Below are 25,132 nucleotides of genomic sequence, written 5' to 3' on the forward strand. Positions count from 1 at the left end.
GTTGGCTGGACATACGATTGTCAACGATGGAAGGCAGGACGAAGGTGTGCCTCAGACGGTCCCTGGCATCGCTTCACTTTTACGACGGATCCGGCATCGGTGGTCGTCCTGTCGCCAAAGCCTGAATCCTGCCCCGCTGGTCTCCCATGGTTGGTGAGCGGCCAGCAGCCTTGGCTCTGCATCGCGCCCGGCGGCTCCTCGGTCCCCTGGCGACCCTGTTGCTGGTTCTGCTGCCGGGCAGCGCCGCCTTCCGCTCCGGCCCCCATGACGCCGTTGCCGGCCCCCCCTCGGTAGGCCCCCTGGACCATCGCCACCTGGCCATCGTCATCAATGCCGCCGATCCCCTGAGCGAGACCATCGGGCGGACCTACCAGGCGGCCCGTCTCATCCCCGCGGCCCAGGTGATCCGGGTGCGGTTCCCCCCCGGTGTGTCGGACCTGAGCCCGCAGGTCTTTCGATCCGTCAAACGCATGGTCGATCGGCTCACTCCCGCCCACGTTCAGGTCTATGCCCTGGCCTGGGCGGCGCCCTACCGCGTCGGCTGCCAGTCGGTCACCAGCGCCTTCACATTCGGTCTGGATGACCGTTTCTGCGCGACCGGTTGCCGGACCACTGCCCTCAGTCCCCTGTTCGCCCGCGGCGACGTGAACCGTCCCTGGGACCAGCTGCGGCTCCGGCCCAGCATGCTGCTGGCGGCCACCAGTCCAGACAAGGCCAGGAGCCTGATCCAGCGGGGCATGGCCTCGGACGGCACAGCGCCCCCGGGAACCGCCTATCTGCTGAGCAGCAGCGACGCTGCCCGCAACACCCGGGCCAGCGGATACGGCCGCGTGGCGGCGACCGTGGGCTCCCGCTTCCGGGTCAGGCTGCTCCGGTCCGATGCCCTGGTGGGCGCCGATGACGTCATGGCCTACTTCACCGGGCTGGCCTTCCCCCCGGGGATCCGCACCAACCGCTACCGGCCGGGAGCCGTCGCTGATCACCTCACCTCCTTTGGGGGGCGACTGGTCGACAGCACCCAGATGAGTGCACTCCGCTGGCTCGAGGCCGGGGCCACTGGCAGTTACGGCACCGTGGTGGAACCGTGCAACTTCCCTGAGAAGTTCTCCGATCCCGGCCTGCTGCTCAGCTACTACCTGCGCGGGGACACCCTGATCGAGAGCTACTGGCGCAGCGTGGCCATGCCCGGCCAGGGGGTGTTCATCGGCGAACCTCTGGCCCGGCCCTGGCCGGCGCAGGATGCCTTCAGGCCTGATGCCGTTTCTGGTGCCAGGCCCAGGCGTGCTCGATGATCGTTTCCAGCTCGGGGAAGCGGGGCCGCCAGCCCAGTTCCCGGTGGGCCCGCTCAGCTCCGGCCACCAGCTGGGGGGGGTCGCCTTCCCGTCGCCGGGCCACGTGGGCCAGCAGGCCCCGGCCGGTGACGGCCTTGGCGGTCTCGATCACCTGCCGGACGGAATAGCCCGTGCCGTTGCCCAGGTTGTAGATCAGCGGCCGGCGCACGCTCTCCTCCCGTTCCCGGAGCATGAGCAGCCGTTCCAGGCCGAGCACATGGGCATCGGCCAGGTCGGCCACATGGATGTAGTCGCGGATGCAGGTGCCATCGGGGGTGGGATAGTCGTCGCCGAAGATCTGCAGGTACTGCTCCCGGCCGCTCATTGTGTCGAGCACCCTGGGGATCAGGTGGGTCTCCGGGTCGTGATCCTCGCCCAGGTCCCCGTCGGGGTCGGCTCCGGCGGCATTGAAGTAGCGGAAGATCACGCTCGGCAGGCCGTAGGCGGCCGCGAAGTCGGTGAGCAGCTGCTCCACCATCCATTTGCTGCGGCCGTAGGGATTGATCGGGGCCTGGGGATGGTCCTCGGTGATCGGAACCTGCTGAGGGATGCCGTAGGTGGCGCAGGTGGAGGAGAAGACGATCGGCAGGGGGCGCTCGCTGGCCACCAGGGCCTCGAGGAGGGTGAGGGTGTCCCCCAGGTTGTTGCGGTAGTACTTGGCGGGATCGTTCACCGATTCACCCACGTAGGCGTAGGCGGCGAAGTGCATCACCGCCTCGATGGGCTTGCCCTCCAGGGGTGTGCCCTCGAGGGCCGGATGACGGCCCCGCAGCAGGGGCTCCAGCACTTCCCGGTCGCCCACCTGGCCGAGCACCAGAGGCGCTTTGAGGGTCTGCTCGACGATGTCCGCATGGCCGTAGACCAGGTTGTCGAGCACCACCGGCTGATGGCCGGCCCTGGTCAGGGCCCGTACCGCGTGGCTGCCGATGTAGCCCGCCCCGCCGGTGACCAGAATCCTCACAGCCTCACCTCGGCACCACTCGCGCGGTCGGCAACGTACTCCGCCACGGTGCGCCGGAGCCCGTCCTGCAGGGGAATGGTGGCCCGCCAGCCCAGGGCGGCCAGACGACTCACATCCAGCAGCTTGCGAGGGGTGCCGTCCGGTTTGGTGCTGTCCCAGCCGATCCTTCCCCGGTAGCCCACGGCGTCGGCCACCATCGTGGCCAGCTCCTGGATGCTCACGTCGGTTCCCGTTCCCACATTGATGTGCTGCAGATCCTCGGGGCCCGGTTGCCAGTGGCGCAGACAGAACAGGGCGGCGTCCGCCAGATCGTCGACGTGGAGGAACTCCCGCCGCGGGCGCCCGCTTCCCCAGCAGATCACTTCGGGAGCAGCTGCTTCGCGGGCTTCCTGGAAGCGGCGGATCTGACCAGGCAGCACATGGCTGTTGGTGGGGTGGTAATTGTCCCCGGGGCCGTAGAGGTTGGTGGGCATCAGGCTGATGGCATCAAAGCCATGCTGTCGGCGTAGAGCCCGACAGAGCTGGATGCCCGTGATCTTGGCGATCGCGTACCACTCGTTGGTGGGCTCGAGGGGCCCGCCGAGCAGGGCCTCCTCCCGGATCGGCTGCTCGGCGAGCTTCGGATAGATGCAGCTGCTGCCGAGGAACAGCAGGCGGCGGCTGCCCTGGCGCCAGGCACTCTCGATCACATGCTGCTGAATCTTGAGGTTATCGAGCAGGAAATCCGCCGGGTAGGTGGCGTTGGCCAGGATTCCCCCCACCCTGGCGGCGGCGAGCACCACCACATCCGGCCGCTGATCGGCAAACCAGGCCGCCACGGCGTTGCCGTCGAGCAGGTCCAGTTCCGAGCGGCCGGCGGTGAGCAGCTGGTCGTGCCCTGTGGCCTGCAGCCGGCGGACGATGGCCGATCCGGCCATGCCGCGGTGGCCCGCGATGAAGATGCGATCGGAGGGCGAGATCAGCATGGGGAAGGATTCAGGACCCAGCTCAGCCTGGAGCGGTTGAGGGGGATGGTCACGGCACGGTCGTCAGACCCACCTGGGGAGGATTCTCCATGGAGCCCACCACGGCAAATCCCTCCCGGCGCAGCATCGCCTCCTTGGCGGCCTCCTGCTTATCGGCGCTGACCATCTCCGCCACCAGCTCCTCGAGGGTGGTGGTGGGGGTCCACCCCAGCCGTTCCCGGGCGCGGGTCGGGTCGCCGAGCAGGGTTTCCACTTCCGCCGGCCGGAAGTAACGCCGATCGATGCGCACCACGGTGGCGCCGGTGTCGCGGCGCGCGCCCGTTTCCTCGATCCCGGTGCCGCTCCAGACGATGCCGCCCCAGCCCAGTTGCTCGGCCGTGAGTTCAATGAAGCGCCGCACCGACTCCTGCCGGCCGGTGGCGATCACGAAATCCTCCGGCTTCTCCTGCTGCAGCATCCGCCACTGCATCTCCACATAATCCCTGGCGTGACCCCAGTCGCGCAGGGAATCGAGATTGCCCATGAACAGGCTCTGATCCAGACCGGCATCGATTCGCGCCAGCCCCCGGGTGATCTTGCGGGTCACGAAGGTTTCGCCACGCCGGGGACTCTCGTGATTGAAGAGAATTCCGTTGCAGGCGTACATCCCGTAGGACTCCCTGTAGTTGACCGTGATCCAGTAGGCGTAGAGCTTGGCGACGCCGTAGGGACTGCGGGGATAAAAAGGAGTGGTTTCCTTCTGCGGGATTTCCTGCACCAGGCCATACAGTTCGCTGGTGCTGGCCTGGTAGATGCGGGTCTTGCCCGTCAGCCCGAGGATGCGCACAGCCTCCAGAATCCGCAGGGTACCGAGAGCGTCGGAATTGGCGGTGTATTCAGGACTCTCGAAACTCACCGCCACATGGCTCTGGGCCCCGAGGTTGTAGATCTCGTCGGGCTGGATCTGCTGCACGATCCGGATCAGGTTCGTGGAGTCGGTCAGATCGCCGTAATGGAGAACGAGCTGAGGATCCTTCTCATGGGGATCCTGGTAGAGGTGATCGATCCGGTCGGTGTTGAAGCTGCTGGCCCGTCGCTTGATGCCGTGCACCACATAGCCTTTCTCCAGCAGCAGTTCCGCGAGATAGGAGCCATCCTGGCCGGTGATGCCGGTGATCAGCGCCGTCTTGGTCATGGGGTTTGCACAGGGATCGAAGGGGCGAGCGGCCATGGCCGCTGCCGTTGGAGCCGCAAGGGCGACGGATGCATCGCGAGGTCTCCTGGGGTCGGAATGGAAGGCCTGCGCCGATTCCCTTTCCCTGCGGGCTGTTCCCCAGCTTGCCGATGCATGCCCTCGTCTGGGGGGACCACAGGAGACTAGCGGGAGCTCAGGCCGGCGACAAAAATCCCGGCGACCTCAGGGACGCCGGGAAAGAAGGAGGAATGGAAAGCCTGTTGAGGCAGAGGCCCTGTTGGTGCAGCGACAGGCTCAGTCGCGGCGACCGCCTCCCTGAAGAGCGATGATCAGGCGCAGGATGAAGATGAACAGGTTGATGTAGGTGAGATACATGCCCAGGGCACCAGCCAGGTACTGGTCGTCCCGATAGGTGCGGGGCATGGTGTAGAAGTCGACGAAGGCAGCCCCCACGAAGATCACGGTGCCGAAGCCGGCGATCATCAGCTCGAAGCCACCGGTGGTGAACATGCCGGGGGCGAAGAAGCTCCCCACCAGCTGCACCACCATGGCGATCACCAGGCCGATGATCCCCAGGCCCACCACGGCAGTGAGCGACTGGCCGACGCTGTCACTCATGCGGCTTCCGAAGAAGGAAGCGACCACGAAGGTGATGCCCGTGGCCAGGGCGGCCGTGCCGATGGCGCCGACTCCGGCGGCCGCGATCGCGTAGCTGACGATGCCGCTGAGGGTGAAGCCGGTGATCAGGCTGTAGGCGGTCAGGATCGGCAGGGCAGTGCCCGTGTTCCCTTTCACGGCGGCGTTCTGGGCCACGAAGAAGAGGATGAAGTTGCCGATCAGGGCCACCCAGAACAGGGGCATGAACAGGGCAGGTGCGCTGACCATCAGCGACATGCCGCCCAGTACTCCGGCGGCTGTGAGCACCATGCCACCGCCGACATAGGGAAGGGCGCGGTTGACCACGTTGGGCCCGACGAGAGCGCCGGACTGGGCCTCGCGGATCGCTTCCTGGAAATTGCTGCTGGCCGGCATGGCTCAGGTGGTATCGAACTCCATCCATCCTGCCAGCGGGGGCCAGTGGCTGGCCGAAACGCCTGTGCGGATCTCCCTATCGGCTGAACGCTGCCCTGGTCAGCGCCCCTGATGAAGGGCCGCATCGCGGCGGGCATAGGCCTGCACCAGCCGCTGGACCATGGGATGGCGCACCACGTCGGCGTCAGAGAAGTGGCAGATGGCCACCCCCTCCACCCCCTGCAGCACCTGGGCGGCCTCCACCAGGCCGCTCAGCTGGCCCGGAGGCAGATCGATCTGGGTGGTGTCCCCGGTCACCACCATGCGGGAGTTCTCCCCCAGCCGGGTGAGCACCATGCGCATCTGGGCGCAGGTGGTGTTCTGGGCCTCATCGAGGATCACGAAGGCGTCGGCCAGAGTGCGGCCGCGCATGAAGGCCAGAGGCGCCACCTCGATCACGCCCTTTTCCAGCAGCTGGGTCGTGCGTTCGTTGCCCAGCAGGCCATGCAGGGCGTCGTAGAGGGGTCGCAGGTAGGGATCCACCTTCTGCTGCAGGTCGCCGGGCAGGAAGCCCAGCCGCTCTCCGGCTTCCACCGCCGGCCGGGTGAGCACCAGGCGCTCCACCCTGCGCTCCTGGAGCATGCGCACCGCCTGAATGGTGGCCAGGAAGGTCTTGCCCGTGCCAGCAGGCCCGATCGCCAGGGTCAGGTCGTGGCGCTCGATCGCCTCCACGTAGGTCTTCTGGCGCAGGGTCCGGGGCCGCAGGGGCCGGCCGCTGACGCTGGTGGCGAGCACCTGACGGCCCATGCGGCCGTGCTCGTCACCGCGACCCGTGTCCAGGGCCGTCAGGGCCGACTGGATGTCCACCTGTCCGATCGCCTCGCCCCGTTCCCACAGGGGTGCGAGCAGCTGGACAAGGGCGTGAACGCGTTCCACCTGGGCGTCGCGACCACTGATCTGCAGATCCAGCCCGCGCAGCACGATCCTGGTGCCCGTCAGGGCTTCAAGCCTCCGCAGGGCTGCACCACCGTCGCCGGCCAGGGCAAGGGCGGCGGAGGGATCCGGCAGGGCGAACGTGGAGGCGAGCTCGCTCAGGCCTCGGCGGCGGCAGGTTCGGCGGCAGCTTCTGAGCTGGCGGCCTCTGCTGCAGCGGCAGCCGCGGCTTCAGCTTCGGCCTTGCTGGCCGCCGCCGCTTCCTTGACAGCGGCAGCGGCGGCAGCGTCACGGGCTGCGGCCTGCTTGAGCTTGCCGACGGTTTCTGCCGGCCGGGTGGTCTTCTCGATCAGGCCGCCTTTCTCCAGCAGGGTGCGCACCGTGTCGGTGGGCTGGGCCCCCTGGCCGAGGCGCACCCGGATGGCCTCGGTGTCGAGCCGGGTTTCCTTGGTGCGTGGGTTGTAGAAGCCCAGCTCCTCAAGCGGACGGCCGTCGCGGCGGGAGGTGCTGTTGGTGGCCACCAGACGGAAACTCGCTTCCCGTTTCTTGCCGAACCGCTTCAGCCGGAGCTTGATCATCTGGGAAAAGGTCTTCGAAATGCAGCCCCCAATCCTACAGGGAAGGGGCCGGATGCCCGGGGCAGGATCCCCACGGACCCCTCAGAGCTGGCCGAAGCCCTTGCGCTTCTTGACCGGCTTGGGGGGCTTGCGGGGCTGGCCGCTGCCCCGGCCGCCGGGGCCGCCCATCGCCGGCATGCCGCCGCCCATGCCGGGAAGACCACCGCCCATCCCCGGCATGCCGGGGAAGCCGCCGCCTCCCATCCCCGGCATCCCGGGCATGCCCGGCATGCCGCCCCGGCTCATCTGCTGCATGAAGCCGCGCATCTTCTGGAAATCGGCCAGCACCTTGTCCACGTCCGCCGGGCTGTGGCCGCTGCCGGCGGCGATGCGCCGGCGCCGGGAGGGCTGGGCGGCCAGCAGCTCGGGCTGGCGCCGCTCGGCCTCGGTCATCGAGCCGATCATGGCCTCGATGCGTTTGAGCTGGCTCTCCCCCTGGCGGAGCATGCCGTCGTCGATCTTGTTCATCCCCGGGATCAGCTTCATCAGCCCGCCCAGGGAGCCCATGCGCTTGATCAGGCGCATCTGCTGCACGAAATCGGAGAAATCGAAGCTGGCTTCCTGCAGCTTGCGCTGCATCTTCTCCACATCGGCCAGCTCCACCTCCCTGGTGGCCTTCTCCACCAGGGTGAGCACGTCGCCCATGCCCAGGATGCGGCTGGCCATCCGCTCAGGATGGAAAGGCTGCAGGGCCTCCACCTTCTCGCCGGTGCCGATGAACTTGATCGGCGCGCCGCTCACCTTGCGGATCGACAGTGCAGCGCCGCCGCGGGAATCGCCATCCAGCTTGGTGAGCACGGCACCGGTGATGCCCACCTGCTCATGGAAGGCCCGGGTGAGGTCGGCCGCCTCCTGGCCGATCATCGAATCCACCACCAGCAGCACCTCGTCGGGGGTCGCCGCCTCCCGGATCCGCACCATCTCCTCCATCATCGAAGCGTCGATCTGGAGCCGGCCGGCGGTGTCCACCAGCACGGTGTCGAAGCCCCCCTCCCGGCCCCGGGCCACGCCCGCCGCAGCGATCGCCTCCGGCGTTTCCCCGCTGCCGAGGCTGAACACCTCGACGCCGATCTGGCGGCCCAGGGTCTGCAGCTGGTCGATGGCCGCCGGCCGGTAGACGTCAGCGGCCACCAGCAGGGGGCGCCGCCCCTGCTCCTTGAGGTGGAGGCCCAGCTTCGCGGTGGCGGTGGTCTTGCCGGCCCCCTGCAGACCGGCCATCAGGATCACGGTGGGACCGTTCGCAGCCCGGGCCAGGGGGGCATTGGCGCCGCCCATGGTGTCCACCAGCTGCTCGTGCACCAGCTGGATGAACTTCTGATCAGGGCTCACCCCACGCACCACCTCGGCGCCGACGGCCTTGCGGCGCACCTCCTCGACGAACTCCTTCACCACCGGCAGGCTCACATCGGCCTCCAGCAGGGCCCGCCTCACCTCCTTGAGGGCCCCCTCGACATTCGTTTCCGAGATGGCCGCCTGGCCGCGCAGGCCCTTGACGGCGTCTTCGAAGCGCTGGGAGAGTTCGTCGAACATCAGTTGAGGGATCGGGTGGCCGCCAGGCGCCAGCTGTCGCCGTCGCGCCCGAATACATAACCATTGCGCAGCTCCATCGGCGCGGTGCGCTCCACCACCTTGCCGGCGGCATCGAGCCGCCGGTCGCTGTAGCGCAGGCGGACCTCCGCCACGATGCGGCGCGGGGACCTCTCGGCAAAGCTGAGGTCAGTGATCCGCACCTCCAGGAGCTGGGTCTGGCCCAGGGCGGCATCGCTGCGCCGCTCTCTGGCGAGCAGGGCCATCGGCCCCTCCCTGGCGATGCGGTTCAGGTCCCCGGGGAGGGGTTTCCCCGCCAGCACGGCGGTCTTCACGGCGAGCCAGTTGGCCAGCAGCGCGCGGATCTGGGCCCCATCGGGATTGGCGACGGTGAGTGGAGCGATGGCCAGACCGTCATCCACCGGCGGCGGAGGGCTGGGGGGGGTGCCGGATGGGCCCTGGGTCGCCGTTGGAGGGGGGGGAGCTGTCGCCGGCGTCGGTGCCGGCTGTTTTGGTCGCACCAGCCAGGCGGCGGCCAGCAGCAGCGCCAGGGCGACGCCACCTGCCACCAGCCAGTTCCGGTGGGGCCATGACCAGCCCGGGACGATCTCCTCGTCGTCCTCTTCCTCGCTGTCCGCCTGAGCTGCGGGATCCGTGCCGGGCACAATGCTTCCCCTGCCGCCCGCGTCGAGGGAGGAGGGCGTCAGGGGACCAGGGAAGGTGAAATCATCGAAAGCGGTCAGGGAAGGGGTGGCCAGGCCCTCCAGGGCAGGGGAGGCGGAGAGATAGGCCCGGCCGCGTCGCAGGTCCTCCCGCTCCACGTAGGTCACCACATCGCGGTCGCTGAAGTAGGCCACCAGATCGGGCTCGGCCTCCAGGTCCCGGTAGCCCGGCAGCACGTCCCGCACCAGCCAGTCGCTGCAGTAGGCACAGAGCTGGCCGAGGGGGTCGGCGCTCTTGGCGGTCACCCACTCGCGCAGCTCCTGGCTGGCGCCCCGATCGAAGCAGGACCGGGCCGTGTCCGCTTCCCCCAGCAGCAGGTGGAGATTGGCCAGGAGAGGGTCGATGCCCTCCCGCCCGCTTCTCAGCAGCCGGTCCCGGGCCTCGGCGATCCGCTCGGGTTTGCGCTGGGCGAAACCGGAGGCGGTCAGGGCGATGGTGGCGAGGAAGTCAGCGGCGTCGGAGCCTTCATCTGCCCAGCGGCTGAACAGGTCAACCTGTTCCTGAACGGTGAGGAAGCACCTGATCTGGTGGAAGAAGGACTGGAAGTCCTCGCTGGGGAAGTGGGGATCGTCGTCGCCTTCCAGGCCCCCGCGCCGTTGCACCAGTTGCTCCAGCAGCGCCAGTCCCTCCCGCCGTTCGCTGCTGGCCACCAGATCGCGGCTGAGCAGGTCGAGGACCCGGTAGGGGGTGAGGCGCTCCAGCTGGCCATGCATGGTTTCCCGCAGGTCGGGGCGCTTGCCGAGCCGCTGCAGCAGTTGCAACCCCTGCTGCAGGGTGCGGGCGGCCGCCTCAAAGCGTCGCTGCTCCTCCAGTTCCCTGGCGGCGGCCAGGCAGGCCAGGCCCGCCAGCAGGGTGAGATCGGCTTCCCGGCCACTGCCCAGGGTGGGGGACTGGGGTTGCTGCAGGCAACGGCAGGCCAGCTCGAAGGCCTCGAACGGCTGTCCACCCTCCAGCAGCAGAAGCAGCCCGCCCAACTGCCGGCTGCTGGTGATGTCCAGGGCCGGCACCAGGCTGGTCCCGGCGTCGGTGAGGCTGGTGAGCTCCGCCTCGTAGGCGGCGCGCCGATCGGCATCGCTGAGGACATCGGCGCTGGCCCGCAGCAGCTCGGCTCTGGCCTGCAGGGTTTCCGCGGTGAAGCCCCCATGGGGCAGCCGGTCGAGCCGCAGCTGGAGCGTGCGCAGCACCCCCTGGGCATCGGTGGACGGAGAGACGCCCAGCAGCCGGAAATGATCGATCGGCAGGTCCAATCCGTCGCTGTCTCTGGGGCGTGACTGTAGTCAGAGGCAGTGGTTTTGACTGTCTCCAGGGGACGGACCCCGTACAGTCGGGGCCAAGAATCGCATCGTTTTCCTGCCATGACCCAGGAACTGACCGCGCCGCGGGCAGCCGCCCCCGCCACGGAAGCGGGCAGTCACGCGGTGAGGCTCGAGGGTCTGTACCCGGCCGAGAGGGCCGGTGTCAGCCGGGAGGAGGGACTGATGCTCTACCGCGACATGACCCTGGGGCGCCGCTTTGAGGACAAGTGCGCCGAGATGTACTACCGCGGCAAGATGTTCGGCTTCGTGCACCTCTACAACGGTCAGGAAGCCGTCTCCACCGGAGTGATCCGGGCGATGCGTCTGCAGCACGACTGGTTCTGCAGCACCTACCGCGACCACGTCCATGCCCTGAGCTGCGGAGTGCCGGCCCGGGAGGTGATGAGCGAGCTCTTCGGGAAAGCCACCGGTTGCAGCAAGGGTCGCGGCGGCTCCATGCACCTCTTCTCCCGGGAACACCATCTGCTGGGGGGGTATGCCTTCATCGGCGAGGGCATCCCGGTGGCCCTGGGCGCGGCCTTCACCAGCCGCTACAAGCGCGATGCCCTCGGGCAGGCCGACAGTGACGCGGTCACCGCCGCCTTCTTCGGTGACGGAACCTGCAACATCGGCCAGTTCTACGAATGCCTGAACATGGCGACCCTCTGGAAGCTGCCGATCCTCTTCGTGGTCGAGAACAACCGCTGGGCCATCGGTATGGATCACAACCGGGCCACCAGCGAGCCGGAGATCTGGCGCAAGGCGGCCGGCTTCGGCATGGTCGGGGAGGAAGTCGACGGGATGGATGTGCTGGCCGTGCGGGCCGCCGCCCAGCGCGCCCTTGTGCGGGCCCGGGCCGGCGAAGGGCCGACCCTGCTGGAGTGCCTCACCTATCGCTTCCGGGGCCATTCCCTGGCAGATCCCGATGAGCTGCGGGAGGCGGCCGAGAAGGAGTTCTGGGCCAAGCGGGATCCCATCAAGCAACTGGCGGCTCGCCTGGTCGAGATGGGCCTGGCCAGTGCTGAGGAGCTCAGGGGAATCGAGAAGGAGATCGATGCGGAAGTGGCCGATTGCGTGGAATTCGCCCTGGCGGCTCCCGAGCCCGATGGCAGTGAGCTCACCCGCTACATCTGGGCGGACGACTGAACCTGCCGAACCCCGTTCGCGGTTCCGGCTCAAGAGGGCTGCCCATGGTGGGAGGGACCCGATCCACGCCGGACCTTCTGATGTCGAGACCACACTGATGTCGAGAACACACCCTTCGATGCCCCCGCAGCAAGCCTGATGCCCGAGCAGCAAGCCTGATGGCCCAGCGTGTTCTCGTCACGTTCACCGACCAGCGCATGAAGGCGGCGCGCCGCCGGCTGTGTCGCCAGGCGAAGGAGATGGAGGTCTACACGGAGATCGTCGGAGCATCACAGAAGGATCTCGACCTCGCCTTCCGTCAGCGTTTCCAGGCCTATCTCACCCCCGAGCACCGAGGCTTCGGCTACTACGCGTGGAAACCCCAGATCGTGCTTCAGACCCTGGAGCGGCTCAACGACGGTGACCTGCTGCACTGGATCGATTCGGGATGCCATCTCAACCCGGTCGGGAGGCAGCGGCTGCGGGAGTTCTTCACCATGGCCGAGGAGGCGCCTTCGGGCATCCAGGGTTTCGCCTGCCTGCCTCCCAACGGATCCCTGCTGTATCGCGGCCGTCAGTTCCCTGACCAGGGGGAAGCCCACTGGACGAAGGGCGACCTGCTCGACCAGCTCAGCGTCCGCGACAGGCCGGAGATCACCGGCACCCAGCAGCTGGGGGCCACCACTTTCTTCCTGAGGAAATGCCCCGCCTCCATGGACTTCATCCGCCACTGGATCCGGGTGTTCTCCGAAGATTTTTCATTGATCGATGACCGTCCGTCCCGTTCCCCCAATCTCGAGGGTTTCCGGGAACATCGCCATGACCAGTCGATCTACTCGATTCTCGGCAAGCTGCTGCCCATCTCGACGATCTCCGTGTTCGAGTTCTGGTTCCCCCAGGTGAATGACTGCTGGATGCCGGACTGGGAGATGGTGCGGGATTCGCCGATCCAGATCCGCCGGGACCGGGGCCTGAAGGGAGAAAGCCGCCTCAAGATCGCCACCCTGAAGGCCAAAGGCAGGATCAAGCGGCTGCTGGATGGATGGCGAGAGGGTTGAAAGGGCCCCGGCTCAGGTGAGGGGGGCGGAGCGGCTCGACAGGCTGCGCAGTTTGCGCAGGGCCTTGAGCTCGATCTGGCGCACCCTTTCCCGGGAGACATCCAGCTGACGGCCGATCTCGGCGAGGGTGTGGCGCTCCACGCCATCCAATCCGAAACGCAGACCCAGCACCTCCCGTTCCTGGGCGGAGAGATGGCCCAGCAGGTGGACCAGCTGTTCCTGGTGCATGCCCCGCTCCACCCGGTCGAGGGGCTCCTCGGCCGAGACATCGGCGATCAGATCGCCCAGGAAGCTGCGACCGTCCTCCGCGTGGATGGGGGCGTCCAGGCTGGAGATGGTGAGGGCCTGGCGCAGCAGGGAGTCGAGCTCTTCGACGGGCATGGACAGGGCCTCGGAGATCTCCTGACGGCTGGGCATGGCACCGAGCTTGTGGGCCAGCTCGAGGCTCACCTTGCGGATCGTGGTGAGTCGTTCGCTGAGATGGACCGGCAGTCGGATGGCCCGGGACTGACAGGCGATGGCCCGGGTCATGCTCTGGCGGATCCACCAGAAGGCATAGGTGGAGAACTTGTAACCCCGGGTGGGATCAAACTTCTCGACGGCACGCTCAAGGCCCAGGGAACCTTCCTGGATCAGATCGAGCAACTCCAGACCCTTGCCCTGATATTTCTTCGCCACGCTCACCACCAGCCGGAGGTTTGCGCGCATCATGCGTTCCTTGGAACGCCGCCCGACTTTGATGATCTTCTTCTCGTGCACCGAGTGATCGTCTTTCGGCGCTTCCACCAGGTGCATCATCGCCTGAACCTGGTTGCCCAGCTCGATCTCTTCGGCAGGGGTCAGCAGAGGCTCACGACCGATCGAAGTCAGATACCAGGTGATGGAATCGCTCCCCCTTCGGCTGGAGCCCTCCCTCGACGCGACGGCAGAAACAGTCATAGGAGGGGCATCGGGGCGCGCAAAGTGGCGCGAGTGCATGAGCTAACGGATTATCCACCCACTGGCAAGTGCAGAAAGTGCCTGGCACAACTTTTAAGGATTTGCTAGCGAAACCACACATGATTGGTTTCTTTGGTAAAGGACTTCCTTTCGATGAGTAAAGGGCTAAATTTACGTTTTGATTGTCGGATTGGATCCTTCTTCCGGTTGTCAAAGTGACCGTCGGTCGGCTCCTGAATCCCGCAGCCTTGTTCCCGGTTTCCGGCTCCCGACTCCGGTGCCTTCCCTGCCCCATCTCAGTCGCCCGCCCCGAGGGCCAGGGCCTCGGCGATCGCCAGCGGGCTGACGCCACCGGCTCCCCTCCGCTCCCGGCAGCTGAGGCCGGCGAGGGCATGGTCGAGGGCGGCGGCGGCCAGCCAGGACGCATCACCGGCGGCTCCCCCCTCCGGGCCCACGGCGGCCTGGGCCATGGCTCCGCGGCCCGCCGCATAGCCGGCCAGCACGTCCCCCAGCCCGGCCCTGGCCGCCTGCGGGCAGGCCGTCAGCAGTTGCCAGCGGCGTCCGTCGGGTGAGGCCACCACGGTCCGCGCCCCCTTCAGCAGCACGCCGGCACCGCTGCGACGGGCGGCGGCTGCGGCGGCCTCCGGCCGGGGCAGGGCCGCCAGATCGGGAAACAGCCGCCGGAACTCCTCCGCGTGGGGGGTGATCCAGGTGGGTCCCCGGCGCCGCTGGAGCCAGTCGGCCCCCATCGCCGCCAGCCGGTTGAGCCCATCGGCATCGAGCACCAGCAGCCCCTCGAAATCGACCAGTTCCCCCCATCGCCGGGCTTCCGCTGCTGCGATCGCCGCCTGGGTGGGTGGATCGCCGCTGCCGAGCCCCCCCAGTCCCGGTCCCACCAGCACCGCATCCAGCCGCTCCAGCCAGCCTTCGGGCAGGCCGGCCAGGGCCAGCCCACCCGCCGGAGTCGCCCCCAGCCCCGGCTCCAGCACCACATGGGGATGGACCTGCCAGAGGTCGGCGGCGAGCTCCTGGGCCGGCGCCATTCGCAGGCTGCCGCAGCCGGAGGCCGAGGCCCCGGCCAGGGCCAGATGGGCAGCGCCCCGGAAACGGGCGCTGCCGGCCAGGACCAGCAGGCGCCCGCGGGCGTACTTCCCTGCGGCCGGATCCAGGGCGGGCCAGGGGGCTCCGGTCTGGTCGGCCGCCAACAGGCCCAGCAGCGGATCGGCGGGGGACTGGCGCTGCAGGCAGGGGCCCAGGCCGAGGTCGATCCGCTCCAGCCGGCCGACCCAGCGCAGGGCGCTGTCCTGCACAAGGCCGCGCTTGATCAGGCCGATGGTGTAGGTGGTGGCGGCGGTGGCGGCCACCGTGCCGAGCTGCTCCCCGTCATCGGAGCCGAGGCCGGTGGGGACGTCGATGGCCACCAGGGCTCCGGGCCGTTGCCGCTGGCGCTCGCCCAGCAGGGTCTCGATCGCGTCGCCGGCGGGGCGCGTCTGAGCGAGGCCGAAGAGGGCGTCGACCCAGAGGGCCGGATCGGCGGGGTCGGGGGCCGTGTCCAGCAGGGGAATGCCCAGCCAGCGGGCATGGCGCAGATGGGCGTCGGTGAGGGGGCGACGGCGCTCGAACGGGCACCAGAGCCGTACCGGACGTCCGGCCAGATGCCATTCCCGGGCCACCACCAGGCCGTCGCCGCCGTTGTGTCCCGGCCCCACCAGCACCAGCAACCCAGAGCTGGTCGCAGACCCCGCTCGGGTCAGCAGCCGCCGGCTCACGGCCAGGCCGGCTTTCTCCATCAGGGCCTCCACCGGCAGGCCGCTGCTGAACAGCTCCTGCTCGATGGCGGCCATGGTGGCGCTGTTCACCAGCAGGTGATCGGCATCCAGCGGCGGCCAGCAGACGGGCTTCGGTGGCCTGGGGGTGGGCATCGGCCGAAGACCCGGAGCGGGCCGGAGCAGCGTTCTCCCATGATGGAGGTCCGCAACGGCTCGTCCCACCCGTTCCCTTGGTCGCTCCCGCTCCAGCCACTCACCTCCAGGCCGGCCCCGCCAGCCCCGTCGCCCCCCCGGTCGCGGCGGTGGTGCAGCGGCTGCGCGACTGGCCCGGGGAGCGACGGGTGGCGGTGGGGCTGTCCGGCGGTGTGGACAGTTCGCTCACCGCGGCTTTGCTGGTGGCCGCCGGCTGGCAGGTGGAGGGCCTCACCCTGTGGCTGATGAGCGGCAAGGGCTCCTGCTGCGCCGAGGGTCTGGTGGATGCGGCCGGCATCTGCGAGCAGCTGGGGGTGCCCCACCATGTGGTCGATTCCCGGGCCCGTTTCCAGGAGCAGATCGTCGATTTCCTCGTGGAGGGCTACCGCGACGGCATCACGCCGCTGCCCTGTTCCCGTTGCAACCGGGCCGTGAAGTTCGCTCCGATGCTCGACTGGGCCGAGGCGGAGCGGGGCATCGGCCGCATCGCCACCGGCCACTACGCCCGGGTGCGGCCGGCCGACGCCGCCCAGTCCCTGCCGCTGCCCGGAGACGGGGCAGGGCGCCATCAGCTGCTGCGCGGGCTGGATGGCCACAAGGATCAGAGCTATTTCCTCTACGACCTGCCCCAGGCCGTACTGGGCCGGCTGGTCTTCCCGCTGGGGGAACTCACCAAGGAGGCCACCCGCGCCGAGGCGGCCCGCCTCGGCCTGCGCACCGCCGAGAAGCCGGAAAGTCAGGACCTCTGCCTGGCCGAGCACCACGGCTCGATGCGGCAGTTCCTGGATGCCTACCTGCCACCGCGCCAGGGGGAGATCGTGCTGGTCGACGGCACCGTGCTGGGCGACCACGACGGCCTCGAACATTTCACCATCGGCCAGCGCAAGGGACTGGGGGTGGCCTGGAACGAGCCGCTGCACGTGGTGCGGCTCGATGGGGCCATGAACCGGGTGGTGGTGGCGCCCAGGCGGGAGGCCACGCGGCGGGCCTGTGAGGTGGGGGCGATCAACTGGGTGTCCATGGCCCCCCCTGGGGAGGCGATCGACGTGGAGGTTCAGGTGCGCTACCGCAGCACACCGGAGCGGGCCCTGCTGACACCCCTGCCGGCAACGGAGGCCGATCGTGCCGCGGAGCGTCCCCACCGGGCGCGTCTGGATTTCGCCGAACCCCAGTTCTCCGTGGCTCCCGGACAGGCGGCCGTGTTCTATGCGGGCGAGGCGGTGCTCGGGGGTGGCCTGATTCAGGCCGACGCCTGACGCAGTTCGCTGCGGATCCGGTTCATCGCCGATTCGATCACCACATGCATGTCCATGTACTTGTATTCGGAGAGACGTCCGCCGAAAATCACGTTCTCCGTTGCCTGGGCTCGCGCCTGGTACTGGCGATAGATGGCTTGATTGCGCAGGTCGTTGACCGGGTAGTAGGGAATGGCCTCACCGGTGCAGGCTTTCGGGTACTCCCTGGTGATCACTGTGACATCGGAGGATGAACCTTCGAAGTGCTTGTGCTCGATGATGCGCGTGAAGGGTTCACTGGTATCGCAGTAGTTGATCACCGCATTCCCCTGGAAATTCTCGATGTCCAGCACCTCGTTGTGGAAATCGAGAGAGCGATACTCCAGACGGCCGAAGCTGTAGTCGAAATACTGATCGATGCAGCCGGTGTAGACCACCTTCCCGGCCAGGCCAGAGAGCTGGGACCGGTTGTCGAAAAAATCGACATTCAACCGTACTTCGATGCCTTCAAGCATCGCTTCGAACAGGGCTGTATAGCCTCCGATGGGAATACCCTGATAGCGATCCGTGAAGTAGTTGTTGTTGTAGGTGAAGCGCAATGGCAGGCGCTTGATGATGAAGGCTGGTAACTCCCGAGGATTCTTGCCCCATTGTTTTCGGGTGTAGTCACGGATCAGGGTGTCGTAAATGTCTTGTCCCACCAGGGAAAGGGCCTGTTCCTCCAGATTGGCTGGTTCACCGAGAAAACGCTGGGATTCAATCTTCTGACGAGCTTCTGACGGGGTGCGTGTTCGCCAGAGCTCATAGAACGTGTTCATGTTGAAGGGAAGGGAATAAAGCCTGTCCCCGGAGATGGCCTTGGGCGAGTTGACGTAGTTATTGAACTCTGCAAACCGATGAACAAAGCTCCAGACGGCTTTGTTGCTGGTGTGAAAGATATGGGCGCCGTAGCGATGGACGTTGATCCCAGCAAGATTCTCGGTATAGCAATTCCCGCCGATGTGCGGCCTGCGGTCGAGGATGAGGCAGCGCTTGCCTGCATCGGTGGCCAGGCGGGCAAAGGTGGCTCCGAACAGCCCGCAGCCCACGATCAGGTAGTCGTAGCCAAGGACCTCCTGCCGGCTGGCGGTGCTGGGTATGGCGGCCATCCTGAGGCCGCCAGCTGAACCGTCATCCGTCATGGGAAGTCAGGCGCACGGCGAGGACGCTTGGAGTGAATGGCTGGCACAGGCAGAAATCCTGGAAAAATGATGACCCCTCAGTCGAAGCTCTTCAGGTCAACGGGCAGAAGGTCTTCGATCTTTTGCTGGATTTCCTGCGGCTCCTGCATGCCATAGGTGGCGAAGATGTTGATGCCGCTGTTGGTGCATTGTTTGCAGAGATCACTGCCGTAGCGCTTGGCCTGCATCGCCTGGAAAGGGGTGTCCAGGTAGTTGGCGATCGAGGGTGCCGTTGGAGACTGGACGCAGCAGACGGAGAAATTGCCCTCATGGTCGAGGCAGACCTGGGATTCCCGCATGAAGCAGTTCTGGGAACGGTGCTCGCCGATGGCCTGCTGGACCAGCTGGGGGCTGTAGTAGATGTATTCCAGCTCCGGAGGGATCGCTTCCAGTCCATCGAACATCTTGTCGATGGGCATGTAGTAGGCGTGATAGGGGGTGAACTTCATTCCCAGCTTCTCGCAGAAATGCTTGAACAGACCGACTTCATGCTGGTTCTGTTTGTGGACCAGGTAGCGAACGTCGATATTCTTGAAGCACTCCCAGTCGCCCAGGGTCTCGGAGATACGGATCATGTTTGCCAGAACGGGCTCGATGCGACCACCCTTATGGTTGATCTGGTAAGTGCGCTGGGTGAAGCCTGAAACGGTGATCGTGAAATTCCAGAGACGCAGAGGCTTCAGCAGCGACCAGTCGTAGTCGTAATTGAGGTTGGACGAAATTCCGCAGGGGACGCCATGGCTTTCGGCGCAGGCGATCAGCTCATGCAGCCGGGAATGAAGGGTGGGTTCCGTCCAGTTGTACAGGCCGAAGCGGCAGTTTCCATTCGTGTCTTCCTTCGCTTTCAGACAGATCTTCTCGAACAATTCGATCGGCATCTCCGTCAGCTTCTGGCCGATGCTGTTGGTGTATTCCGGCATGCCGACAGGGCAGGCCGTGCAGCGAAGATTGCAGCCGCTCACCACATCCACCCAGAATTCGATCACTTTCTGACCGGGCGGTTCAGGGGAATAGTCGGGCCAGAGAAAATTCCTGACGGCGGTTTGCACGGTGGAGGGAACAGCGCGCTTCAAAACCGTGGGTAAGGCCATCTTGATCTGTTCCCAGATGTCATGCGTTTCGGCATCGTAGCTCGGGTCTGCTGACAACGAAGTCACCATGGTTGTTCCCCCAGATGCACAGGGGGATGGGACGTGCGCTGAGGGAACGCGGCTGCTGGTCTGGGGCTTTTCTATCTCGTCCGCCGGGCCGTGCCATGCAGGATCCGTCCGACCCCCTGCAGGGTCCGCTGGCGGCGGCGCAGCCAGCAGCTGATGGGCGGAGGTGCCAGCCACCGGGCGGCACGCTGCAGCCGGCGGTTCCAGACCACCTGAAGATGCTGGGCCAGCATCGCTCGCCGGCAGGCGGCCAGCCGGGCGGCCGAGGGGTCACCGCAGGGCGGCAGTTCCAGTTGCTGGGCCAGCCGTTCGGTGGCCTGGCGCCAGTGGCTGGTGGCGGCGTTGCGGATCTGGGCGCATTCCCGGATGGAGCGGACGCTGAGCAGCGTGTCCGGCCCGAAGGTCTCCACCTCCCGGACACCGGGAAGCCCGAGGGGATTGGTCCCCCGCTCGCTGATCACCAGGCATCCATGCAGGGGCGCCTGCCACATGCGGCCGGAGAGGGTGGTGCCCCGCTGATAGGGGTACATGAGTCCGTAGCAGCACCAGCTGCGAGCCAGCAGCCGGTTCGCCTCCAGGTAACTGAGACCCTGGGTGTGCAGGCCCAGCCGCTCCCAGTGGCGGCCGTGGACCTGGATCAGGTCCCTGCGGGCGAGCTCGGCCAGATCCCGTTGGAAGGGGTCATCGCCGATGGGCTTGAAGTTGGCGATGTGCAGGGGCCTGGTCAGCCGCTTGCGGAAGGGCGATCGTTGCCAGAACGCCGGAATCACGGGCAGATAGCCCTCCACCCAGTGGACCCCCGGTGCCAGGGATGCCGGTCTGAACAGAGAGATCAGCCGGATCCGGCGGGCGTGGGGAAAGCATCGCCGCCAGTCCACCTGGAGTTCCTTGACGTAGTCGTAGATGTGGACGTCGCCCCGGTGCTCGCGATGGGTCTCTCCGGGATCTCCCCGCAGGATCACCAGCAGGTCGAGCGGCCTGCCGCAGGGGGGGCGACGGCGGCTGACGGTGAAACCGGTGGCCTCATAGAAGAGCGTCACATTCCAGATCACATCGAGATCCTGGAAATCGATCGACAGGATGTGGCACTGCGGGGGGAGTGGCACGCGAACTACCAGTGGGGATCACAGGCCAGGGTCACCGTGAGCCGGCCGCCCGGGCAGGCCGGCACCGTCGCCACGCAGGCCCGCACCATGCGCCCGTTGACCTCGATCTCACAGGCGCCACAGCTGCCCCCCAGGCAGCCGGTGGGAATGGACACCGCCGCCTGCCGGGCGGCCTCCAGCCAGTCCTGCCCAGGAATGGCCGAGGTGGTCGACCCGTCCGGCCACGCGATGGTGATGGCGGGTCGGGGCCGTCCGATGAGCTGATTCCTGATGCTGGCCGGAATCTAAGGGCTGGGTGCCGTTCCAGGGGGATCCCCGCTCAGCAGGGGCGCCAGATCGATGTGGGCTTCGAAGGCATCGGCCAGCCGATCCAGCAGGGCGTCCCGCTGACGGCCGTGGTGGGGCTGGTGCTCCTGCAGGGGCGGCAGGCCGCGGCGGCGTCGCAGCTGGTTGAGCCAGCGCCGCCGCCAGGGACCGTTCTCGAAGATCCCGTGAAGATAGGTTCCGGCCACCAGGCCTCCCCGGAGTCCAGAAGCTGCCCACCACCCCAGGCCCTCGTCGGCCGTCAGGGGGGCACAGTCTCCTCCGTTCAGCCGTTCGCTGCGGCCGTGGTGGAGCTCGAATCCTTCCACTTCCAACGGCGGGTCCGCCCCTGGGGGCCAAAGGGCCGTGCTGCGCCGTTGCCGCAGTGCCTTGGCGCCCTGGAAGACGGTGCGCAGGGGCAGCAGGCCCAGGCCCCTGGCCTCCGCCTGCCCCCCCTCCAGTCCGTCGGGGTCCAGCAGCTCCCGGCCCAGCATCTGCAGGCCGCCGCAGAGCGCGAACAGCAGGCCGCCGGCGGCCACGTAGGCCCGCAGCTCCTCCGCCATGCCGCTGGCCTGCAGGAGCGCCAGGTCCTGCAGGGTCTGCTTGCTGCCAGGCAGGATCACGGCATCGGGCTGTCCCAGCGACTCCCCTGGCCGCCGCCACTGAAGCTGCACGCTGGCCTCGGCCTCCAGGGGGTCGAGGTCGGAGAAATTGCTCAGGGAGGGCAGGCGCAGCACGGTGATGCTGAGCTCGCTGTTCCGTTTGCGCCCCCCCCTCTCCAGCAGATCCAGGGAGTCCTCGGGGGGAAACAGCTCATCGAGCCAGGGCATCACCCCCAGCACGGGCAAGCCCGTCTCCTGCTCCAACCAGCGGCGTCCTTCGTCGAACAGGGAGCGGCGGCCGCGAAAGCGGTTGATCAGCAGCCCGCCGATCAGGGGCCGCTCCACCGGCCGCAGCAGAGCGAGGGTGCCGACGATCTGGGCAAAGACCCCCCCACGCTCGATGTCCGCCACCAGCAGACAGCGGGCCCGCAGGTACTGGGCCAGCCGCAGGTTGGTGAGGTCACGGGGCTGCAGGTTCACCTCCACCGGGCTGCCCGCCCCCTCCAGCACCAGCCGACCGCCGGGGTGCGCCGCCCGCAGCGCCTCCAGACCCGACCGGATCGCCGCCCAGCCGGGCCGGAACCAGTCGCGGTAGTAGTGCTCGGCCCGGGCCGTGCCCACCGAGCGGCCCAGGTGGATCACCTCGCTGGTGCTGTCGCCCCGGGGTTTGAGCAGCACAGGATTCATCGCCACCTCCGGCTCCAGGCCCGCGGCCCAGGCCTGCAGGGCCTGGGAATAGGCCATCTCGCCGCCGTCCCGGTCGACCCAGGCGTTCAGGCTCATGTTCTGGCCCTTGAAGGGCAGGGGCTCCTCGCCCCGGCGGCGCAGCACCCGGCACAGGGCCGCCGTCATCAGCGACTTGCCGGCACCGCTGCTGGTGCCCAGCACCATCAGCGGCCTGGGCGATGCCGGGTGGGAAGGGGTCAACAGCGGGGCCTGTGCCGTCGCAGACCCTCCAGGATCCGCTCCCGCCGGCCGGCCCGGGGAATCTCGGCGGGCCAGCCCTCCAGCACCTGCCGGCCCATCGGCGTCAGCCGCACCCGCTCGGTCAGCCCCTGGCCGTCGACCTCCCGCCGCAGCACCCCGAGCCGGATCAGCCAGAGGAAATGACCCTCGGCCCGCTCGGCGCTCAGCGGCCGGAAGCTGAGACGGGTCCAGTCGCTGCGGTGGGCGAGTTCCTGACTGCTGAGGGCCTGGCTTCCCACGCCCTCGTAGAAGCCGCGCCGGAAGGGCAGGCAGCGGAGGGAGCGGGCGGCCCGGGCCAGGGAGCGCTGATCGGTGCCTGCCATCGCCATCGATCCATTCTCGCCAATCGGAGGCCAGGCTGGTGAGGCCGCCGCCCTGTTGCCGTGCTGATCCTGGCCTCCGCGTCCCCGGCCCGTCGGCGGCTGCTCGAGCAGGCCGGCCTGGCCCACCGGGTGCGGGTGAGTGGGGTCGATGAGGCCGCCGTGAAGGAGACCGATCCGCGACGGCTCGTGCAACGCCTGGCCCTCCAGAAGGCGACGGTGGTGGCTGAGGCCCTGGGGGCCGAAGGACTCCAGCTGGCCTCCGGGGTGCTGGGTTGCGATTCGGTGCTGGTGGTTGGACAGGAGGTCTGCGGCAAACCTCGCGATGCCGCCGAGGCGGCGGATCGCTGGCGGCGCATGGCCGGTGGATGGGGTGATCTGCTCACGGGCCACTGCCTGGTGTCGCAGGCGGCGTTCGAAGCCGGAGCCGATCCCCGGCTGGCGGTGGTCAGCACCCGGGTTCACTTCGCTGCGCTCAGTGCGTCGGAGATTGAGGCCTACGTGGCCAGCGGTGAGCCCCTCGCCTGCGCCGGTGGCTTCGCCCTCGAAGGGCGAGGTGGTCTGCTGGTGGAGCGGATCGAGGGGTGCTTCAGCAATGTGATCGGCCTGAGCCTGCCGCTGCTGCGCCGCTGGCTGGATGCGTCTCAGCTAGTCTGATCCTGAGACAGCCCGAGTTGCGGGCCCAGCGCTGGATCGTCATGCCCCTTCCTTCTCAAGGTCAGGCCACAGCGGGCCCCTTTCCGGTCGAGTCCGGCAGCGTCATCGACCGTCTGTCCCGCTGGTGCGCCCATGACTGCCTCCAGCAGGAGGATTCCGTGCGGGCGGCCCTTGCCACCTGCGAGGAGGCCCTCCATGCGCTGCCCGATGCAGTGGCTCCCGGCGATCAGGCGCCGTTCGATGTGGTCGCTGTCGCGACCCTGGTCTGTGCCGTTCAGTCTCAGATCAACCGATCCAGCCGGTGCACCGGCTGAGCCGTGCCAGCAAAAAGCCTCCGCCGGGGGGGGGCGGAGGCTGACGAAAACTGGCGATCGGAAAGGAGCCGAAGCTCAGTTCCAACGGCGCGATCAGTCGAGATCCGGCATGGCCAGGGTGGGCTCGGCCTGACGGTCGATCCCCTTCTCAAAACCGGCGGCGGCGGCGCGGGCGCGACCGGCATGCCACAGGTGGCCAACCAGGAAGAAGAAGGCCAGCACGAACTGGGTCGAGGCCAGCCACTGGCGGATGTTGACGAAGTTCACCGAGTTGGGTTCGGTGATGATGCCGCCCACGGAGTTGAGGGAGGCGTTGGGGGCGTGGGTCATGTACTCGGCCGCCCGACGGACCTGCCAGGGCTGGATGTCGTTCTGGAGCTTGTCGAGGCTCAGACCGTTGGGGCCCCGCAGGGGCTCCAGCCAGGGACCGCGGAAGTCCCAGAAGCGCATGGTTTCACCACCGAAGATGATCTCGCCGGTGGGGGAGCGCATCAGGTATTTGCCCAGGCCGGTGGGGCCCATGGCGGAACCGATGTTGGCGCCCATGCGCTGGTCGCGCACCAGGAAGGTGAAGCTCTGGGCCTGGGAGGCTTCGGCGTTGGTGGGGCCGTAGAACTCCGAGGGATAGGCGGTGTTGTTGAACCAGATGTAGGAGGAGGCGATGAAGCTCATGAAGCTCAGGGCGCCGAGGCTGTAGCTCAGGTAGGCCTCACCGTTCCAGATGAAGGCGCGGCGCACCCAGCCGAAGGGCTTGGTGATCACGTGCCAGATGCCACCGAAGATGCAGATCAGACCGATCCAGATGTGGCCACCGATGATGTCCTCCATCGAGTCGACCCCGATGATCCAGCCCTCGCCGCCGAAGGGGGCGCGGGTGAGATAGCCGAAGATCACGCCCGGGCTGAGGGTGGGGTTGGTGATCAGGCGCACGTCACCGCCACCGGGAGCCCAGGTGTCGTAGACGCCGCCGAAGAACATCGCCTTGAACACCAGCAGCAGGGCACCCACACCGAGAAGGATGAGGTGGTAGCCGATGATGTTGGTCATCTGGTTCTTGTCCCGCCAGTCCTGGGAGAAGAAGGATGAATAGTTCTCCAGGATCTCCGGACCACGCAGGGCGTGGTACAGCCCGCCGAGGCCGAGCACGGCGGAGCTGATCAGGTGCAGCACACCCACCACGAAGAATGGATAGAGGTTGGTGACCTCTCCGCCGGGGCCCACGCCGTAGCCGAGGGTGGCCACGTGGGGGAACAGGATCAGGCCCTGCTCGTACATGGGCTTGTCGAAGGTGAAGTGACTCACCTCGAACAGCATCATGGCTCCGGCCCAGAAGACCATCAGACCTGCGTGGGCCACGTGGGCACCCAGCAGACGACCGGAGAGATTGATCAGTCGGGCATTACCCGCCCACCAGGCATAGCCGGTGGAGTCGAGGTCCTTGCCCCCGACCGAGATGAGACCGGAATTAAAGGGCGTTTCCACGGGGCAGAACCTCTTCAGGGAAGACGAAGTTTTCGTGCGGCTGGTCAGCGGGAGCCATCCAGGCGCGCAGACCTTCATTGAGCAGGATGTTCTTGGTGTAGAACGTCTCGAATTCAGGATCCTCCGCCGCGCGGATCTCCTGGCTCACGA

At 67.4% G+C, this 25,132-nt stretch carries 23 protein-coding genes and 1 pseudogene; 6 read left to right on the forward strand and 18 right to left on the reverse strand.

The window, feature by feature from the left end:
- The first annotated feature begins 170 nt into the window (after nucleotides 1-170).
- Nucleotides 171-1,292, forward strand: a complete 1,122-nt coding sequence (locus KUG41_RS03900) for a TIGR03790 family protein (protein WP_254216802.1) — start codon at nucleotides 171-173, stop codon at nucleotides 1,290-1,292.
- Here KUG41_RS03900 and galE read toward each other — a convergent pair.
- The 8 genes from galE to KUG41_RS03940 all read right to left on the reverse strand — a co-directional run bounded on the left by galE (nucleotide 1,246) and on the right by KUG41_RS03940 (nucleotide 10,489).
- Complete coding sequence (gene galE, locus KUG41_RS03905) at nucleotides 1,246-2,292, reverse strand: UDP-glucose 4-epimerase GalE (RefSeq protein ID WP_216901290.1); 1,047 nt, start codon at nucleotides 2,290-2,292, stop codon at nucleotides 1,246-1,248. The two genes, KUG41_RS03900 and galE, sit on opposite strands and share 47 nt — an antisense overlap.
- Nucleotides 2,289-3,257: a GDP-L-fucose synthase gene (locus tag KUG41_RS03910; RefSeq protein ID WP_216901292.1), complete on the reverse strand. Its 969-nt coding sequence runs from the start codon at nucleotides 3,255-3,257 to the stop codon at nucleotides 2,289-2,291. The genes galE and KUG41_RS03910 overlap by 4 nt, the downstream gene beginning before the upstream one ends.
- A gap of 49 nt (nucleotides 3,258-3,306) precedes the next feature.
- Entirely contained in the window at nucleotides 3,307-4,431 is a 1,125-nt protein-coding gene (gene gmd, locus KUG41_RS03915; RefSeq protein WP_216901294.1) for a GDP-mannose 4,6-dehydratase, read from the reverse strand.
- 294 nt (nucleotides 4,432-4,725) lie between these two features.
- On the reverse strand, nucleotides 4,726-5,463 hold the full coding sequence (locus KUG41_RS03920; protein WP_216901295.1) for a Bax inhibitor-1 family protein: 738 nt from the start codon (nucleotides 5,461-5,463) through the stop codon (nucleotides 4,726-4,728).
- A gap of 99 nt (nucleotides 5,464-5,562) precedes the next feature.
- Nucleotides 5,563-6,537: a PhoH family protein gene (locus KUG41_RS03925; RefSeq protein WP_216901332.1), complete on the reverse strand. Its 975-nt coding sequence runs from the start codon at nucleotides 6,535-6,537 to the stop codon at nucleotides 5,563-5,565.
- Nucleotides 6,534-6,953, reverse strand: coding sequence for a 30S ribosomal protein S16 (gene rpsP, locus KUG41_RS03930; RefSeq protein WP_216901296.1), 420 nt, complete (start codon nucleotides 6,951-6,953; stop codon nucleotides 6,534-6,536). The genes KUG41_RS03925 and rpsP overlap by 4 nt, the downstream gene beginning before the upstream one ends.
- 81 nt (nucleotides 6,954-7,034) lie before the next feature.
- The gene (ffh, locus tag KUG41_RS03935; RefSeq protein ID WP_216901297.1) at nucleotides 7,035-8,522 is read right to left on the reverse strand and encodes a signal recognition particle protein; all 1,488 of its coding nucleotides are present in this window, start codon (nucleotides 8,520-8,522) and stop codon (nucleotides 7,035-7,037) included.
- Nucleotides 8,522-10,489 (reverse strand): IMS domain-containing protein, encoded by a 1,968-nt coding sequence (locus tag KUG41_RS03940; RefSeq protein WP_216901298.1) that lies wholly within the window; start codon nucleotides 10,487-10,489, stop codon nucleotides 8,522-8,524. Before KUG41_RS03940 ends, ffh begins: the two co-directional genes overlap by 1 nt.
- A 108-nt stretch (nucleotides 10,490-10,597) precedes the next feature.
- Here KUG41_RS03940 and pdhA point away from each other — a divergent pair, with 108 nt between their 5' ends.
- Entirely contained in the window at nucleotides 10,598-11,683 is a 1,086-nt protein-coding gene (pdhA, locus tag KUG41_RS03945; RefSeq protein ID WP_216901299.1) for a pyruvate dehydrogenase (acetyl-transferring) E1 component subunit alpha, read from the forward strand.
- Between the two features lie 158 nt (nucleotides 11,684-11,841).
- Complete coding sequence (locus tag KUG41_RS03950) at nucleotides 11,842-12,720, forward strand: hypothetical protein (protein WP_216901300.1); 879 nt, start codon at nucleotides 11,842-11,844, stop codon at nucleotides 12,718-12,720.
- Between the two features lie 12 nt (nucleotides 12,721-12,732).
- Here the strand turns inward: KUG41_RS03950 and KUG41_RS03955 are convergent, their stop codons facing one another.
- Together KUG41_RS03955 and KUG41_RS03960 are read right to left on the reverse strand one after the other, a co-directional pair.
- Nucleotides 12,733-13,659, reverse strand: a complete 927-nt coding sequence (locus KUG41_RS03955; protein ID WP_216901302.1) for a sigma-70 family RNA polymerase sigma factor — start codon at nucleotides 13,657-13,659, stop codon at nucleotides 12,733-12,735.
- A 296-nt stretch (nucleotides 13,660-13,955) separates the two neighbouring features.
- The gene (locus KUG41_RS03960; protein WP_216901304.1) at nucleotides 13,956-15,581 is read right to left on the reverse strand and encodes an NAD(P)H-hydrate epimerase; all 1,626 of its coding nucleotides are present in this window, start codon (nucleotides 15,579-15,581) and stop codon (nucleotides 13,956-13,958) included.
- A gap of 161 nt (nucleotides 15,582-15,742) precedes the next feature.
- On the opposite strand from KUG41_RS03960, the gene mnmA reads away from it, so the two are divergent.
- Entirely contained in the window at nucleotides 15,743-16,876 is a 1,134-nt protein-coding gene (gene mnmA / locus KUG41_RS03965; RefSeq protein WP_254216818.1) for a tRNA 2-thiouridine(34) synthase MnmA, read from the forward strand.
- Here the strand turns inward: mnmA and glf are convergent.
- The 6 genes from glf to KUG41_RS03995 form a co-directional block, all read right to left on the reverse strand.
- On the reverse strand, nucleotides 16,861-18,036 hold the full coding sequence (gene glf / locus KUG41_RS03970; protein WP_254216803.1) for a UDP-galactopyranose mutase: 1,176 nt from the start codon (nucleotides 18,034-18,036) through the stop codon (nucleotides 16,861-16,863). The two genes, mnmA and glf, sit on opposite strands and share 16 nt — an antisense overlap.
- A gap of 77 nt (nucleotides 18,037-18,113) precedes the next feature.
- Nucleotides 18,114-19,235, reverse strand: coding sequence for a radical SAM protein (locus tag KUG41_RS03975; RefSeq protein WP_216901308.1), 1,122 nt, complete (start codon nucleotides 19,233-19,235; stop codon nucleotides 18,114-18,116).
- Nucleotides 19,236-19,306: 71 nt separating this feature from the next.
- A complete protein-coding gene (locus KUG41_RS03980; protein WP_216901310.1) occupies nucleotides 19,307-20,338 on the reverse strand; it encodes a hypothetical protein in 1,032 nt (343 codons plus the stop codon).
- 5 nt (nucleotides 20,339-20,343) lie between these two features.
- The gene (locus KUG41_RS03985; RefSeq protein WP_371734021.1) at nucleotides 20,344-20,535 is read right to left on the reverse strand and encodes a 2Fe-2S iron-sulfur cluster binding domain-containing protein; all 192 of its coding nucleotides are present in this window, start codon (nucleotides 20,533-20,535) and stop codon (nucleotides 20,344-20,346) included.
- Between the two features lie 87 nt (nucleotides 20,536-20,622).
- Nucleotides 20,623-22,134, reverse strand: coding sequence for a cobyric acid synthase (locus tag KUG41_RS03990; protein ID WP_216901338.1), 1,512 nt, complete (start codon nucleotides 22,132-22,134; stop codon nucleotides 20,623-20,625).
- 32 nt (nucleotides 22,135-22,166) lie between these two features.
- Nucleotides 22,167-22,532, reverse strand: coding sequence for an Npun_F0494 family protein (locus KUG41_RS03995; RefSeq protein ID WP_371734019.1), 366 nt, complete (start codon nucleotides 22,530-22,532; stop codon nucleotides 22,167-22,169).
- A 60-nt stretch (nucleotides 22,533-22,592) separates the two neighbouring features.
- Between KUG41_RS03995 and KUG41_RS04000 the strand changes: the two genes are divergently transcribed.
- A complete protein-coding gene (locus KUG41_RS04000; RefSeq protein WP_216901314.1) occupies nucleotides 22,593-23,186 on the forward strand; it encodes a nucleoside triphosphate pyrophosphatase in 594 nt (197 codons plus the stop codon).
- A 41-nt stretch (nucleotides 23,187-23,227) separates the two neighbouring features.
- Complete coding sequence (locus tag KUG41_RS04005; RefSeq protein WP_216901316.1) at nucleotides 23,228-23,500, forward strand: hypothetical protein; 273 nt, start codon at nucleotides 23,228-23,230, stop codon at nucleotides 23,498-23,500.
- A 93-nt stretch (nucleotides 23,501-23,593) separates the two neighbouring features.
- Here the strand turns inward: KUG41_RS04005 and psbC are convergent, their stop codons facing one another.
- Both psbC and KUG41_RS04015 read right to left on the reverse strand, forming a co-directional pair.
- Nucleotides 23,594-24,982, reverse strand: a complete 1,389-nt coding sequence (gene psbC / locus KUG41_RS04010) for a photosystem II reaction center protein CP43 (RefSeq protein ID WP_216901318.1) — start codon at nucleotides 24,980-24,982, stop codon at nucleotides 23,594-23,596.
- Nucleotides 24,966-25,132, reverse strand: a pseudogene (locus KUG41_RS04015) (photosystem II D2 protein (photosystem q(a) protein)); the annotation flags it as partial. The gene psbC and the pseudogene KUG41_RS04015, both read right to left, overlap by 17 nt.

The organism is Synechococcus sp. CCY 9618 (genome assembly GCF_019038415.1).
GTDB lineage: Bacteria > Cyanobacteriota > Cyanobacteriia > PCC-6307 > Cyanobiaceae > Cyanobium.